Origin of the sequence: Vogesella fluminis (assembly GCF_014652335.1) — a bacterium.
GTDB classification, from domain to species: Bacteria; Pseudomonadota; Gammaproteobacteria; order Burkholderiales; family Chromobacteriaceae; genus Vogesella; species Vogesella fluminis.
Map to the genome: position 1 here is coordinate 1 of NZ_BMYP01000052.1, position 13,637 is coordinate 13,637.

15 protein-coding genes, 1 CRISPR repeat array and 1 riboswitch are annotated in these 13,637 nt (G+C 64.7%); of the genes, 4 read left to right on the forward strand and 11 right to left on the reverse strand.

Annotated elements, in window-relative coordinates; all coding sequences use genetic code 11:
- Positions 1–171 precede the first annotated feature (171 nt).
- Positions 172–735 carry a cysteine hydrolase family protein gene (locus IE083_RS14245; protein ID WP_189354659.1) on the reverse strand — a complete coding sequence of 188 codons (564 nt, stop codon included), beginning with the start codon at positions 733–735 and terminating at the stop codon, positions 172–174.
- A gap of 105 nt (positions 736–840) precedes the next feature.
- A complete protein-coding gene (dtd, locus tag IE083_RS14250) occupies positions 841–1,293 on the reverse strand; it encodes a D-aminoacyl-tRNA deacylase (protein WP_189354661.1) in 453 nt (150 codons plus the stop codon).
- 67 nt (positions 1,294–1,360) lie between these two features.
- On the opposite strand from dtd, the gene yaaA reads away from it, so the two are divergent.
- Entirely contained in the window at positions 1,361–2,140 is a 780-nt protein-coding gene (gene yaaA, locus IE083_RS14255; protein ID WP_189354663.1) for a peroxide stress protein YaaA, read from the forward strand.
- 44 nt (positions 2,141–2,184) lie between these two features.
- On the opposite strand, the gene IE083_RS14260 is transcribed toward yaaA, so the two are convergent.
- The gene (locus IE083_RS14260) at positions 2,185–3,180 is read right to left on the reverse strand and encodes a 2-hydroxyacid dehydrogenase (RefSeq protein ID WP_189354664.1); all 996 of its coding nucleotides are present in this window, start codon (positions 3,178–3,180) and stop codon (positions 2,185–2,187) included.
- Positions 3,181–3,417: 237 nt separating this feature from the next.
- Here IE083_RS14260 and IE083_RS14265 point away from each other — a divergent pair, with 237 nt between their 5' ends.
- The 3 genes from IE083_RS14265 (at position 3,418) to IE083_RS14275 (ending at position 6,420) form a co-directional block, all read left to right on the forward strand.
- Positions 3,418–5,010, forward strand: coding sequence for a methyl-accepting chemotaxis protein (locus tag IE083_RS14265; protein WP_189354666.1), 1,593 nt, complete (start codon positions 3,418–3,420; stop codon positions 5,008–5,010).
- 135 nt (positions 5,011–5,145) lie between these two features.
- Positions 5,146–5,601, forward strand: a complete 456-nt coding sequence (gene mscL, locus IE083_RS14270; protein WP_189354668.1) for a large-conductance mechanosensitive channel protein MscL — start codon at positions 5,146–5,148, stop codon at positions 5,599–5,601.
- Positions 5,602–5,667: 66 nt separating this feature from the next.
- Positions 5,668–5,857: riboswitch (yybP-ykoY riboswitch) on the forward strand.
- Between the two features lie 5 nt (positions 5,858–5,862).
- Positions 5,863–6,420, forward strand: coding sequence for a TMEM165/GDT1 family protein (locus IE083_RS14275; protein ID WP_189354669.1), 558 nt, complete (start codon positions 5,863–5,865; stop codon positions 6,418–6,420).
- A 63-nt stretch (positions 6,421–6,483) separates the two neighbouring features.
- Here the strand turns inward: IE083_RS14275 and IE083_RS14280 are convergent, their stop codons facing one another.
- The 8 genes from IE083_RS14280 to hpnC form a co-directional block, all read right to left on the reverse strand.
- Complete coding sequence (locus IE083_RS14280; RefSeq protein WP_189354671.1) at positions 6,484–6,660, reverse strand: zf-HC2 domain-containing protein; 177 nt, start codon at positions 6,658–6,660, stop codon at positions 6,484–6,486.
- Positions 6,657–7,217 carry a sigma-70 family RNA polymerase sigma factor gene (locus tag IE083_RS14285; protein WP_189354673.1) on the reverse strand — a complete coding sequence of 187 codons (561 nt, stop codon included), beginning with the start codon at positions 7,215–7,217 and terminating at the stop codon, positions 6,657–6,659. Before IE083_RS14285 ends, IE083_RS14280 begins: the two co-directional genes overlap by 4 nt.
- A gap of 15 nt (positions 7,218–7,232) precedes the next feature.
- Complete coding sequence (gene radA, locus IE083_RS14290; protein ID WP_189354675.1) at positions 7,233–8,603, reverse strand: DNA repair protein RadA; 1,371 nt, start codon at positions 8,601–8,603, stop codon at positions 7,233–7,235.
- Positions 8,604–8,698: 95 nt separating this feature from the next.
- Positions 8,699–9,298, reverse strand: a complete 600-nt coding sequence (locus tag IE083_RS14295; RefSeq protein WP_229799766.1) for a hypothetical protein — start codon at positions 9,296–9,298, stop codon at positions 8,699–8,701.
- 15 nt (positions 9,299–9,313) lie between these two features.
- Entirely contained in the window at positions 9,314–10,063 is a 750-nt protein-coding gene (locus IE083_RS14300; protein ID WP_189354676.1) for an SDR family oxidoreductase, read from the reverse strand.
- Positions 10,047–11,339, reverse strand: a complete 1,293-nt coding sequence (gene hpnE, locus IE083_RS14305) for a hydroxysqualene dehydroxylase HpnE (protein WP_189354678.1) — start codon at positions 11,337–11,339, stop codon at positions 10,047–10,049. The genes IE083_RS14300 and hpnE overlap by 17 nt, the downstream gene beginning before the upstream one ends.
- On the reverse strand, positions 11,336–12,181 hold the full coding sequence (gene hpnD / locus IE083_RS14310) for a presqualene diphosphate synthase HpnD (protein ID WP_189354680.1): 846 nt from the start codon (positions 12,179–12,181) through the stop codon (positions 11,336–11,338). Before hpnD ends, hpnE begins: the two co-directional genes overlap by 4 nt.
- Complete coding sequence (gene hpnC, locus IE083_RS14315) at positions 12,178–13,017, reverse strand: squalene synthase HpnC (RefSeq protein ID WP_189354682.1); 840 nt, start codon at positions 13,015–13,017, stop codon at positions 12,178–12,180. Before hpnC ends, hpnD begins: the two co-directional genes overlap by 4 nt.
- A gap of 165 nt (positions 13,018–13,182) precedes the next feature.
- Positions 13,183–13,570: a CRISPR direct-repeat array (repeat unit 28 nt; unit sequence TTTCTGAGCTGCCTGTCCGGCAGTGAAC).
- Positions 13,571–13,637 lie beyond the last annotated feature (67 nt).

Consider the following 13,637-nt stretch of genomic DNA (forward strand, 5'->3'; position numbering starts at 1 on the left):
ACGGCCCTGCGTTTCACTATTCCGCCTTCGGGCAGGCCCAAGTCCGACAGGCTGCTAGCGCGAGACAAGGCGAAAACGACTGAGGAAGCGGAGTTTACACGGGGTAAATGAGCATTCCGAAGGCGTTTTTAACGCCGTATCGCCGAAGCGCAGCAGACCTTGAACAGGTTCTTAGTCCTCCGCCAGCAGGGTCAGCGCCTGTCCGGTCGTCAGCACCCGCGCATACTCGCCATCCAGATTCGCCAGCGCCATCGCGTGCACCTCGTCCGCGCTGCGCGGCGTGCCGTGGTAGTCGGCCCTGGCGAAGGCGAAGCAGGCATCGCTGACCACCAGGGTGTCGAAGCCGAGATTGCCGGCGCTGCGCGCGGTGGCTTCTACCGAGTTGTTGGTGCTGACGCCGGTGATCAGCAGGCGGCGGATGCCGCGCATGTGCAGCCAGCGCTCCAGTGCACTATGGGTAAAGGCATCGGGCACGTTCTTCTCGAATACCGTCTCGCTGTCCAGCGGCAGGAAGGCCGGCTGAAACTCGGCCCCGCGCTGGCCGGGCCAGAACAGCGAACCCGGCGTACGCGACATGTGGCGCACATGGATCACCGTCTGCCCCGCCGCGCGCCACGTCGCCAGCAGCTGCGTGATATTGGCCTCTGCCTGCGGATTGTTGCGTATACCGGCCTGCGGCAGCGCCATCCCCTGCTGCATGTCGATGATCAGCAGTGCCGGTCGTGGCTGTGTCATGCGGAATCCCCTTGCCGTCAAAGCGTTGCGGCCAACCTTGGCCGCGCGCTATAGCCTTCATCGTGGTGTGGTGCGCGCCGGTAGGGGCCGCACCGCTGGCACTACCTACTCCGGCGCCTTGCTGTCCAGCCAGATGGTCACCGGGCCGTCGTTGACCAGCGCCACCTGCATGTCGGCGCCGAACACCCCGGTCGGCACCGCCTTGCCCAGCGCCGCGCTCATCAGCTGCACGAACTCGTCGAACATCGGCGAGGATTGCTCCGGCCGTGCCGCGCGGCTGTAGCCGGGGCGGTTGCCCTTCTTGGTGGTGGCGAACAGGGTGAACTGGCTCACCGCCAGCACCTCGCCGCCGCAGTCGAGCAGCGAGCGGTTCATCACGCCGTCGTCGTCGTCGAAAATGCGCAGCTGGCTGATCTTCTTTACCAGCCATTCGCTGTCGGCGCGGCTGTCCGGCGCCTCGATGCCGACCAGCAGCAACAGCCCGGCCCCGATCGCGCCAGTGATCCGGCCGTCGACGGTGACCGACGCCTCGCGCACTCTTTGTACCAATACTCGCATCATCCCTCCTGAAAAGCGTTTCGGCTCTGCGTTACAATCCCTGCCATTGCGCACGACAAGGATTGCTATGTTAATGGTTATTTCTCCGGCGAAAACGCTGGATTTCAACACCCCGCCGCGGACGGTGCCGTACACGCAGCCGGCTTTCCTCGATGACAGCATGGCGCTGATCCGCGTGCTGCGCGACAAGTCGCTGGCCGACATCGGCCAGCTGATGGGCATCAGCGATGCGCTGGCGCAGCTCAACGTCGGCCGCTACCACGACTGGCAGCCGGATTTCACGCCCGACAATGCCAAGCAGGCGGTGCTGGCGTTCATGGGCGATGTGTACGAAGGGCTGGATGCGGCGTCGCTGAATGCGGCCGGACACGACTACCTGCAGCGCCACCTGCGCATCCTGTCCGGGCTGTACGGCCTGCTGCGGCCGCTGGATCTGATGCAACCGTACCGGCTGGAGATGGGCACCCGCCTCGCCAATCCGCGCGGCAAGAACCTGTACGAGTTCTGGGGCACGCTCATCACCGAGGCGCTGAATCGCGAGCTGGCGGCACAGCCGGCGCCGGTGCTGGTCAACCTCGCCTCCGACGAGTACTTCAAGTCGGTGAAGTCGAAGCTGCTTGACGCCAACATCATCACCCCGGTGTTCCAGGACCTGAAGAACGGCCAGTACAAGATCATCAGCTTCTACGCCAAGCGCGCGCGCGGGCTGATGGCGCGCTGGGCGACGCAGCGGCAGGTGACGGACGCCGGGCAGCTGAAGGCGTTCGACAGCGAGGGCTATGCCTTCGTGCCGGAGCTGTCCGACGCCAACACCTGGCTGTTCCGCCGCGATCCGGCGGCGCAATAAACCCTACCGCCTTGCGGCCAACGTTGGCCGCAAGGCGGCCGACATCAGCCGTGCACCGCGTTGTCCAGCACGACGCCACGGGCAAAGGCCTGCACATTATCCAGCGTGGTGCGGGCGATATTGTCCAGCGCCTCGCGGGTGAGGAAGCCCTGGTGGGAGGTGACCAGCACATTGGGAAAGGTCAGCAGCCGCGCCAGCTGGTCATCCTGCAAGCCGACGTCGGACAGGTTTTCAAAGAACACCCCTTCTTCCATTTCATAAACATCCAGCCCCACCCCGCCCAGGTGACCATCCTTCAATGCCTCGATCAGCGCCGGGGTATCGATCAGGCCGCCGCGGCTGGTATTGATCAGCAGCGCGCCGCGCTTCATCTGCGCCAGGGCGCCCGCATCGATCAGGTGCCGCGTCGCCGGCGACAGCGGCAGATGCAGGCTGATGACATCGGCTTCGGCCAGCAACGTGGCACGGTCGACATAGCTGAAGCCGAGCTGACTGGCTAGGGGCCGGTCCTGTGCCACATCGTGAGCCAGCACGCGCATGCCGAAGCCGCGGGCGATGCCGATGGCCGCCTCGCCGATGCGACCGGTGCCGATCACGCCGAAGGTCTTGCCGTGCAGATCGAAGCCGACCAGCCCGTCCAGCGAGAAATCCATCTCGCGCACCCGTACATAGGCCTTGTGGATGCGGCGGTTGACCGCCAGCAGCAGTGCGAACGCGTGCTCGGCCACTGCATGCGGCGAATAGGCCGGCACCCGCACCACGCGGATGCCGTAGCGGCTACAGGCCGCCAGATCAACACCATTGAAACCGGCACAGCGCAGCGCCACCAGCCGCGTACCGCCGGCCGCCAGACAGGCCACCGCCGCCGCATCCAGCCGGTCATTGACAAACGGACACACCACCTCGAAGCCGGCGGCCAGCGCCACGGTATCGCTGCTCAGTCTTGACTCGAAAAAGGTCAGCACAAAACCGTAATCAATATTTGCCGACTCCATGGCGTGCCTATCGTATTGCTTGGCGTCGAAAACCGCGATTTTCATGTGCAACTCCTCCGGACCGTATCGGATTTGATACAAATCAACCCGGTCAATCGGTAGTAATCATTAAAAATATAATGTAATAAGTCTGATCATTTTAAACAGCAAAATCAGAATTGCACAGCCTTGATTTGGATCAAGTCTACCAATGGCGTATGCCATGCTGTGGTTATAATATGTGCCGCTTGTATACTGTCATCCGCATTTGTTTGATTGCCCACCCACTTCACTGTCCGAGTCATGAAAAAAAACCTGCCAGTCCATGATATTGAAGTACCGTTCACCAGCGGCCTCATCGTTACCCGTACCGACCTCAAGGGCATCACCACCTACGCCAACGATCGCTTCGTCGAAATCTCCGGCTTCAGCCGCGAGGAACTGGTCGGCAAAAATCATAACGTAGTGCGTCACCCGGACATGCCGCCGGTACTGTTCGATGACCTGTGGAAAACCATCAAGCGTGGTGACAGCTGGCGCGGCCTGGTCAAGAACCGCTGCAAGAATGGCAACTATTATTGGGTGGATGCCTTTGTGGTGCCGGTAAAGAAAAACGGTGCCACCTACGGCTATATGTCGGTGCGCATCCCGGCACAGCCAAAGGCAGTGCAGGAGGCAAGCCTGCTGTATCCGCAGCTGATGCAAGGCAAGCCGCTGCGTAAGGCCAGAATGCAGGGCAGCACCCTGACCTGGTTCCGTCCGTTCTATGTCGCGCTGGCCACCATGCTGGGCGTCAGCGGCGGCGTACTGGCAGGTGGCACCGCCGGCTATGCGATCACCGCTGCCTGCGTGCTGAACACCGTAAGCTGGCTGTTGGTCGAGCAGCGTCGCAAATACCATGCGCGACGCCTGAATGATGTCTGCCAGCACATTGCCGAAGGGCGTCTGACCAACGAGCTGTCCATCAATCGTGCCGGTGAGCAGGGTTACCTGGAAGCCACACTTGCCTACATGCAGGTACATCTCAAGGTAATGCTGGACGAACTGCAGATGACTGCCAGTGCCCAAGCCGCCGAGACCGTGAAAATGCAGCATCGCATCGCCGAGCTGTTCGAACGCATGGAGGCCGGCAACGACAGCGTCAACCAGATCAGCAGCGCGATAGAAGAGCTGTCCGCCTCCATCGAACAGGTGGCCGGCCACGCCGAAGAGACCGCCCGCCTCAGCATCGACACCAGCAGCAACGTGGCGCAGAGCTGCGCCGACATGAGCACCTCGCAGCAGCGCACGCTGGCGGCAAGCCAATCGGTAGAGCAGGCACAGCACATCATCACTGATCTCGCCAGCGCCATCGACAGCATCACCCAGGTAACACAGACCATTCACGACATCGCCGACCAGACCAATCTGCTGGCGCTGAATGCCGCCATCGAAGCCGCCCGTGCCGGCGAATCCGGCCGCGGCTTTGCGGTGGTTGCCGACGAGGTGCGCAAGCTGGCGGAACGCACCAGCCTCAGCACCGACCAGATCAAGCAGCTGATCCACAATGTGCGCGAGGCTGCCAACAGCACCGTCAACGCCATCACCACCATCACGGAGCAGACCCGTGCCGGCGCCGAGGCACAGCTGCGCACGACCACCAAGCTGCAAGACGTGCAGGACAGCTCGCACAGCGTCAACCAGATGATGCAGGCCATTGCCGGTACCAACGTGCAGCAGTCTGCCGCCGCCGCTCACATTGCCGAGCGCATGGCCCACATCACCGAGCAGTTTGCCGAATCGCACCAGCACATCGCCTCTGCCAATCATGGCATCGGGAAACTGGCCGATCAGGCAGCCCAGGTTTCCGATCTGGCCGCCCACTTCGAAGTGGAAGCAGGCAAGCAGACCGCCTGAAACCGGCACTTCGCACCCGTGGCCGCACAATAGTGGCCTCGGGTGCTTTTACGTGCAAAAAGCCGTTGCCCTTGCCTTTGCCACTGTCGGATACTAGCTTGTCATTGATATCCGGCAGCCAACAAAGGAAACAACATGTCCGTGCTGAAAGAGTTTCGCGAATTTGCCATGCGTGGCAACGTCATCGACCTGGCCGTTGGTGTCGTTATCGGGGGGGCGTTTGGCAGCATCGTCAAATCACTGGTCGATGACGTCATCATGCCGCCGATCGGCCTGCTGATCGGTAACGTCGACTTTGCCAACCTGTTCTTCGTGCTGAAGGAAGGCGCCAAGGCGGCACCGTACGCCTCGGTGGCGGCGGCAAAGGAAGCCGGCGCAGTGACGCTGAACATCGGCCTGTTCATCAATGCGCTGGTCAGCTTCACCATCATCGCCTTTGCCATCTTCATGCTGATCAAGACGCTGAACCGCCTGCAGCGTCCGGCGCCGGCGGCACCGGCGGAAGTCACCACCAAGGAGTGCGGCTACTGCCTGTCCAGCATTCCGCTGAAGGCGACGCGCTGCCCGCACTGCACCTCGCAGCTGGGCTGATCCGGCCCAGGGTTGGCCGCAAGCATTGCGGCCAACCTTGAAGCACGCACCACCATCGCGTACAATCCGCCCGTCCTGAGGGAGTAGCCGCTCTGCATTACTGACAGAGGCTTGCGTCAACACACTTGGTTCGCCGGGCAATCCGGCCGCACCATGGCGCAAACAGCCGCAAGGCCTGGCAAGACTCATGATTTTCCGGTGCGTAGCGGGGGCTGCGGCAGCGGGGAATCATGTTGTCCGCGCAGCCCCCCGGATCATTTCATGGAAGCCTTCCTGCTCTCTACCGGCATCGTCACCCTGGCCGAAATCGGCGACAAGACCCAGCTGCTCGCACTGCTGCTCGCCGCCCGTTTCAAGAAACCGCTACCCATCGTCGCCGGCATTTTCGTGGCCACCGTGCTCAACCATTTTGCCGCCGCCTGGCTCGGCCAGATCGCGTCGGCCTACATTACCGACAACATCCTGCGCTGGGTGCTGGGCATCTCCTTCATCGCCATGGCGCTATGGATGCTGATTCCGGACAAGCTGGATGACGACATGCCGCTGCTGGATCGCGTCGGCGTGTTCGGCGCCACCGTGATCGCCTTCTTCATGGCCGAGATGGGCGACAAGACACAGATCGCCACCGTGGCGCTGTCGGCACGCTTCGACGCACTGCCGGCGGTGGTGGCGGGCACCACGCTGGGCATGATGATCACCAACGTGCCGGCGGTGCTGCTAGGCGAAGTGGCGGCACGCAAGCTGCCGGTAGCCACCGTGCACCGCATCGCCGCCTGTATTTTCGCGGTGCTAGGGGTGATCACCCTGATCGGTTTCTAAACCGCAGCACAGTCACAAAAAGCCGGATCACCGATCGTGATCCGGCTTTTTCTTGTACCTGCGTCAGTGCTGGCGGCCTTCGCGGATGCCGGCGCGCAACGTCGCCATCTGCAGCCGGAAATGGCGACAGTTGCTGCACAGCAGCAGGTGGAACTGCAGGCTGAGCCGTTCGGGGCGGCTGAGCTTGCGGTCCATGGCGTCGGATATCAGCCGGCTGGCCTCGCGGCAACTGAGCATCATGCGTTTTCCCCCTGCAGCCAGCGCAGCTGCAAACATTCGCGCAGGCTCATCCGTGCGCGGTAGAGCATCACCGAACAGTTGGTCGCGCTGATCTCCAGATTCTGACAGATTTCGCTGATGTCCATGTCCAGCACCTCGCGCATGGCGAACACCAGCGCGGTGCGCCGCGGCATCGCCTCGGTACAGCGCGCGTACACCTGCCAGAACTGGGCGGCCAGCAGCGACTGTTCCGGTACACCCCAGGCGCTGACCTTTTCCTGCCAGTGGCCACTGGCGCTGAACAGGCCGTCCAGATCGCTGTCGTCCAGCTCCCCGGTCAGGTCGGTAGCCACCTCGCGGTGCTGCTTGCGCACGATGTCGATCAGCTTGAAACGCAGGATGGACGTCAGCCAGGTGCGCAGGCTGGCCTTGCCGGCAAAGCGCTCACGCGCCTCCAGCGCTGCCAGCAGCGCGTCCTGTACCGCATCCTCGGCCGCGGCAGTATCGCGCAATTGCGCCAGCGCAAAGCGCAGCAGGTAGGGCCGTTCGGCTTCGATCTGTTCAACACTGGGCGGCATGGCTGCTCTTTTCGGTTAACGACGGGTACAGTATTCCACGGCTTCGGACAGGCGTTCCACCCCGATCACCTCCAGCCCGTCGATGGCCTGGCGCGGCTTGTTGGCCACCGGCACGATGGCGCGCTCGAAACCGAGCTTGGCCGCCTCTTTCAGCCGCTCCTGGCCGCGCGTCACCGGCCGCACCTCGCCGGACAGACCCACCTCGCCGAACACCACCAGCTTCTCCGGCAGCGACTTGTTGCGCAGCGAAGACACCATCGCCAGGATCACCGCCAGGTCAGCGGCCGGCTCGTTGATCTTGACGCCGCCCACCGCATTCAGGAACACGTCCTGGTCGAAGCAGGCGATACCGGCATGACGATTGAGCACCGCCATCAACATCGCCAGCCGGTTCTGCTCCAGCCCGACGGTGAGGCGCTTGGGCTGGAAGCCGTGGGCATCGTCGACCAGCGCCTGGACTTCCACCAGCAGCGGGCGGCTGCCCTCCTGCGTCACCAGCACGCAGGAGCCGGACACGTCGTCGCGGTAGCTGGACAGGAAGATCGCCGACGGGTTGGACACGCCCTTCAGGCCGCGGTCGGTCATCGCGAACACGCCCAGCTCGTTGGCCGCGCCGAAACGGTTCTTGATGGCGCGGATCATGCGGTAGCTGGAGTGGCTGTCACCCTCGAAATAGAGCACGGTATCGACGATGTGCTCCAGCACGCGCGGCCCGGCCAGCGAGCCTTCCTTGGTGACATGGCCGACCAGGATGATGGTGATGCCGCTCTGCTTCGCCATCCGCGTCAGCTGCGCCGCGCACTCGCGCACCTGCGACACCGAGCCTGGCGCCGAAGTCACCTGGTCGGAATACAGCGTCTGGATGGAGTCGATCACCGCTACTTCCGGCATCTCGGTCTGCAGCGTGGCGAGGATGGACTCCAGCCGGATCTCCGACAGCAGCCGCACCCGCGCCGCGTCCACCACCAGCCGCGAGGCGCGCAGCGCGATCTGCTGCGGCGATTCCTCGCCGGACACGTACAGCACCTTGCGCGTCGAGCCGATGGCGGACAGCGCCTGCAGCAGCAGCGTGGACTTGCCGATGCCGGGGTCGCCGCCCAGCAGCACCACCGCACCCTTGACGATGCCGCCGCCGAGCACGCGGTCCAGCTCCTCGATGCCGGACGGCTCGCGCGGCACCTCCTCCGCCTGCACCTGCGACAGCTGTTGCACCGGCTGCGTCTGCGCCGTCCAGCTCTGGTAGCGGGTGTTGGCCGCCGGGGCCGGCGCGGCCACGGTTTCGGTCAGCGTGTTCCATTCGCCGCAATGCGGGCACTGGCCCTGCCACTTGGGCGAGCTGCCGCCGCATTGCGTGCATTGATAGAGGGTCTTGTTGAATTTGGCCATGGCGTCTTCAGAAAATGACAAAACCCGTTAGTGCCGGCACTAGCGGGTTGCAACAGGAAATGCGGGCCTGCCCGCGACTCGCGCGGCAGCGGTGATTATTTCTTGACCACGGCGGCCGGCTTGCCGAAGGAATCCTCCTGCCCCACCGCCGCCGGTGGCGCGCTCTGCTCGTTGATCAGGCTGAGCAGGCGCTGCTCCGCAGGCGACGGGCCGCTGGGCTTGGCCGGCTGTTCATTACGGCGGATGGTCGACAGGATCGCCTCCACCTGTGGATCGTTGCGCGCCAGCTCGTCGGCTTCGGCGCTGGTCAGCGGGTGCCGCTTTGCCAGCGGGGCAAGCGAGGCTACGGCTGGTTCATTTTTTTTTTGAGCGGCGTGTTCCGCCACTTTTGCCTTTGCACCGCTGCTGTCAACCGCTGCCAATGGCGCGGACAATTCCGGTGGCGGCTCCGGCGGCGGGTCCATGGTTTCCAGCTTGTTCTTGGCCATGTATTCGTGCATCTCGCGCCAGCCGGCGTAGATCTGTGCCTTGTCCGCCTCCGGATTGCGGGCATAGCACGCCTCCAGCGAGCGGCCGGTCTGGCGGCAGGCAGCGCCGACGGCCTTGTTGGCCTCGGCCGCCAGGCCGCTGACATTCATCACCCAGTTGCAGCCGCCAAGCATCGCCAGCGCTGGTAATAACAGATAGGCACGCATACTTGTCCTTGTGGTTTACGACGGACGCAGATCCAGCTCGATAATCTCGCCGCTGCGGCCGGCACTGGCCTGTCCCAGCCAGTACAGCATGTGCGGCATCAGCGCCGCCAGTTCGCCGCGCTCGCTCTTGGCCTCGCCCGGATGGGTACGGGTGCGCTGCGGCGAGTTGACCGGCCCCGGCACCAGCAGGTTGACGCGCAGCTGCGGCCACACATCCCACTCGTTGGCGGCGACCTTCACCAGATAGCCCAGCCCGGCCTTGGAGGCGCCAAAGCCGCCCCAGAACGGTCCCGGGTGCTGGCCGTGGGTCTCGCCGACGAATACCACACTGGCGTCGGCCGCCTGTTTCAACAGCGGCAGGCAGGCACGGGTCAGTGCAAACGGCACCACGGTGTTGACCCGGTACTGGTTCATCCATTCCTCGATGCGCTGGTCCACCAGCGGCGACAGCGCATAAAAGTGTGCGGCACAGTGCACGATGCCGTCCAGCCGCCCTACCACCTGCTTGATCCGGAATGCCAGGGTATTGAATTCGTCGTCGCTGGCCTTGAGCAGATCCAGCGGGATCGCCAGCGGCTCCGGCAGGCCCGCCGCCACGATCTCGTCGTACACCTTCTCCAGGCCCTTCACACTGCGCGCCAGCAATACTACGGTAGCACCATGGCGCGCGGCGGCCAGCGCCGTCTCGCGGCCGATACCTTGCGTTGCACCGGTCACCAGCAGCACGCGGCCGGCGAGATAATCTTTGTCAAACGTTTGCATCATGTTGTTTTTTCCAGTCCTGCATGAGGGCATGGGCGCTGGCGATACCGCTGCGGACGGCGCCTTCGAGCGTCGCCGGATAGTCGGCACACAACCAGTCACCCACGAGATAGCCGGATTTTACGCCAAGTCGCGGCGCCGGGCGCGTCAGGCCAACGTTGGCCGCAAACGTCGCGCGCTGTTCGGTGATCTGCCAGCTGGCCGCCAGCGGCGGCAAGTCCGGCACATGCTGCTGCAATTCGGCCAGCACCCGCGCCGTCAGCGCCGTGCGCGACAGCGTGTCGTGCTCGCCGGCGGCGCTGATCACCACCGCCACCAGCCCGGCCTCGCCGGTCAGCGCCTCGCGGTCGAACCACCACTGGCCGATGCCGCGCTGCAAGCCAGTCATCGCCTGCGGCAGACGCACCCTGCCCTCGAAACGCAGGTACAGGGTAGTTATCGGCTGGTATTGCCACGCCTTGAGCATGGCGCTCAGCTTTTCGTCGGCGGCGAGGCTGGCGGCGTGATACGGCGCGGTGGCAAGCAGCACGGCATCGAAGGCCTCGCCGTCCACCAGCGGCCGCTTTGCCTGCCAGTCGATGTGCCGCACCCGCTGCCCGAGGCGCAACTGCGCGCCGGCAGCGGCCAGCCACTGCAGCGCCGGCTCGGCGAACAGCGCGCTCAGGTCGGTGCGCGGCAGCAGCAGGCGGCTGGCGTCAGCTTGCGCCGCGCCCAGGCTGTCGCGCAGCACATTGGCCAGCAGCTGCATCGAGGCCTGCGCCGGCGGCGTATTCAGCGTCGCCAAGATCAGCGGCGTCCAGAAGCCGTCCAGCAGCGCCTGCGACTGGCCACGCTGCCGCAGCCAGTCCAGCGCCGCGACATCGTGCCCGATCTGCCAGCGCCGCACCCTGAGCTGGGTCAATAGCCGTGCCAGTACCAGCTTGTCGCGCCAGCCCAGTCCCTTGGCACGACACAGCCCGGCCAGCAGATGCCACGGCGCCGGCCAGTCCGGGCAGTGCAGCTGCACGCCGTCGATCTGGTGCCAGCGCAGCGGCTGGCTGGCCAGTACCTGTGCCGGATCGACGCCCACCTGCCGCATCAGGCGCAGCGATTCGCGGTAGGCGCCGATCAGGATGTGCTGGCCGTTGTCCAGCGCCATGCCGTCCAGTGGTACGCGGCGGGCGCGGCCGCCGGCGATCTTGCCGGCCTCGAACAACACAAGGTTGGCCGCAGGCGCCAGCGTGATGGCGGCGGCGAGGCCGGCCCAGCCGGCGCCGATGACGGCAACGCGCGGTGTCACGGCTTGTAGCCGAAGGTCCAGGTTTTCCACGCCAGCCACAGCTTGCGCCCCGGCGACAGCGACAGCCGCTGGTTGAGCACCTTGCCCGGGCCGTCCAGCGCGATCTCGTCCAGCGTGGCGCGGTAGATCGCCGCCATCACCAGGCCGATGCGCTGCGCCTTGCGGTCGGCCGCCGGCAGCAGTTCCCACGCCTTGCGGTAGTGCTGGTGCGCGCGCTCGATCTGGAAGCGCATCAGCTCCTCGAACTGCGGCGATTCGCGGTAGGCCAGCACCTCGGACGCCGGCACGCCGAAGCGCTGCAGGTCTTCCACCGGCAGGTACAGCCGGCCGCGGCGCGCGTCCTCGCCCACGTCGCGGATGATGTTGGTGAGCTGGAAAGCCAGCCCTAGCTCGTGCGCGTACTTCAGCGTGGCGCGGTCGGTATAGCCGAAGATCTGCGCCGACAGCTGGCCGACCACGCCGGCGACGCGGTGACAGTACAGCTGCAGGTCGGCAAAACGGTTGTAGCGCGGCACGTCCAGGTCCATCTGCATGCCGTCGATGATCTCCGCCAGCCACGCCTGCGGCAGCTCGAAGCGCGCCACGTGCGGCTTGAGTGCCAGCATCACCGGATGGCTGGGCGTGCCGTGGTACAGCGCCGCCAGCTCGCTGCGCCACCACGCCAGCGTGGTGCGCGCCACGTTGTCGTCGTGGATCTCGTCCACCACGTCGTCCACCTCGCGGCAGAACGCGTACAGCGCCACCATCGCGTCGCGCTGCGCCGGCGGCAGGTAGCGGAAGCTGGCGTAAAAGCTGGAGCCGCTCTTGGCGGCCTTGTCTTCACAGTATTGCTGCGGGGTCACGCCCGTCTCCTCTTGTTTTTGCCGGAACGCGCGCTCAGCGCCTTCCAGATGATCGCCAGCCAGTCACGGCTGGTCAGCACCGGTCGCTGCGTGAATACGTCACCGCGCACGTCGTGTATCTTTTTCAGGATGCGCTCGCCGCCGAGCACGATCAGGCGCAGCTCCCAGCCCAGCCGCCCCTTCAGCTTCAGCGCCAGCGGCGAGCCGGCCTCCAGCATGGCGAGCGCGCGCTTCACTTCCTTGTCCATCAGCATCGGCCACACCCCGCCGGCGTCGCCGCGCGCGATCTGATCTTCGCTGACACGCAGCTTGGCCAGATCGTCCTGCGGGATGTAGACGCGGCCCTTTTGCCAGTCCACGGCCACGTCCTGCCAGAAGTTGATCAGCTGCAGCGCGGTGCAGATGCCGTCCGACATCGCCAGGCTGCGCGGGTCACGCTCGCCGTACAGCGCCAGCATCAGGCGCCCGACCGGGTTGGCGGAGCGGCGGCAGTAGTCGACCAGCTCGGCAAAGTCCTGGTAGCGCGTCTTGGTCACGTCCTGGCTGAACGCCGACAGCAGATCGTAAAACGGCGCCAGCGGCAATTGGTAGGCGGCGATCACCCGTGCCAGATCCTGCATCAGCGGCAGCTGCGGCGCGATGCCGGCCTCGATGCGCGCCAGCTCGTCGCGCAGCGCCTGCAATGCGGCCAACCTTTGCGCCGGCTGGGCGTCGCCCTCGTCCGCGATATCGTCGGCATGACGGGCAAAGTGATAGATCACGTGCACCGCGCGGCGCATGCGCCGCGGCAGCAGGAGGGAACCGACCGGGAAATTCTCGTAATGACCAACCGACATCGCCTGCGCACCGCCCGTCAACAAAAGCGGCATTATAAAGCAAGCCGGCGGCGGGCTTGAGGCAAGCCAGCACCACGGCCTGCCTTTTTGTACAAACATCAAGGGCAGCAAGCCGCACGGGCCGGTTTTTGAGCGGCCGGCGTGGCAGAGCGAGGCTGTCACTCTTTTCTGAGCTGCCTGTCCGGCAGTGAACCCGCCCGCATCCGCGAGCTGGGCATTTTCATCTTTCTGAGCTGCCTGTCCGGCAGTGAACAGGTCACCCCAATCCAGACCGAGTGTCTCGATTTTCTGAGCTGCCTGTCCGGCAGTGAACTCGGAGTCATTGCTTGCATCGCCGAAAGCGACTTTCTGAGCTGCCTGTCCGGCAGTGAACGGGTGGCAGCTCGTGCCGGTTACGCCGGCACATTTCTGAGCTGCCTGTCCGGCAGTGAACGCGGCACGCGTCTTGGAATAGCCGGCCTCAATTTTCTGAGCTGCCTGTCCGGCAGTGAACATGTCTAGGTCGCCAAGCTTTTCGGTGGGGTTTTTCTGAGCTGCCTGTCCGGCAGTGAACGGCTTGCCGGATAGCGTCCGTCAAGGTGGTGTAAATTTCAGGGCCGAACTCCGGTCCGGTTTTCCAG

Excerpts from the sequence above, each read along its gene's own strand:
- IE083_RS14245 (WP_189354659.1), bottom strand. The coding sequence starts at position 735 with ATGACACAGCCACGACCGGCACTGCTGATCATCGACATGCAGCAGGGG.
- dtd (WP_189354661.1), bottom strand. The coding sequence starts at position 1,293 with ATGCGAGTATTGGTACAAAGAGTGCGCGAGGCGTCGGTCACCGTCGAC.
- yaaA (WP_189354663.1), top strand. The coding sequence starts at position 1,361 with ATGTTAATGGTTATTTCTCCGGCGAAAACGCTGGATTTCAACACCCCG.
- IE083_RS14260 (WP_189354664.1), bottom strand. The coding sequence starts at position 3,180 with ATGAAAATCGCGGTTTTCGACGCCAAGCAATACGATAGGCACGCCATG.
- IE083_RS14265 (WP_189354666.1), top strand. The coding sequence starts at position 3,418 with ATGAAAAAAAACCTGCCAGTCCATGATATTGAAGTACCGTTCACCAGC.
- mscL (WP_189354668.1), top strand. The coding sequence starts at position 5,146 with ATGTCCGTGCTGAAAGAGTTTCGCGAATTTGCCATGCGTGGCAACGTC.
- IE083_RS14275 (WP_189354669.1), top strand. The coding sequence starts at position 5,863 with ATGGAAGCCTTCCTGCTCTCTACCGGCATCGTCACCCTGGCCGAAATC.
- IE083_RS14280 (WP_189354671.1), bottom strand. The coding sequence starts at position 6,660 with ATGATGCTCAGTTGCCGCGAGGCCAGCCGGCTGATATCCGACGCCATG.
- IE083_RS14285 (WP_189354673.1), bottom strand. The coding sequence starts at position 7,217 with ATGCCGCCCAGTGTTGAACAGATCGAAGCCGAACGGCCCTACCTGCTG.
- radA (WP_189354675.1), bottom strand. The coding sequence starts at position 8,603 with ATGGCCAAATTCAACAAGACCCTCTATCAATGCACGCAATGCGGCGGC.
- IE083_RS14295 (WP_229799766.1), bottom strand. The coding sequence starts at position 9,298 with ATGCGTGCCTATCTGTTATTACCAGCGCTGGCGATGCTTGGCGGCTGC.
- IE083_RS14300 (WP_189354676.1), bottom strand. The coding sequence starts at position 10,063 with ATGATGCAAACGTTTGACAAAGATTATCTCGCCGGCCGCGTGCTGCTG.
- hpnC (WP_189354682.1), bottom strand. The coding sequence starts at position 13,017 with ATGTCGGTTGGTCATTACGAGAATTTCCCGGTCGGTTCCCTCCTGCTG.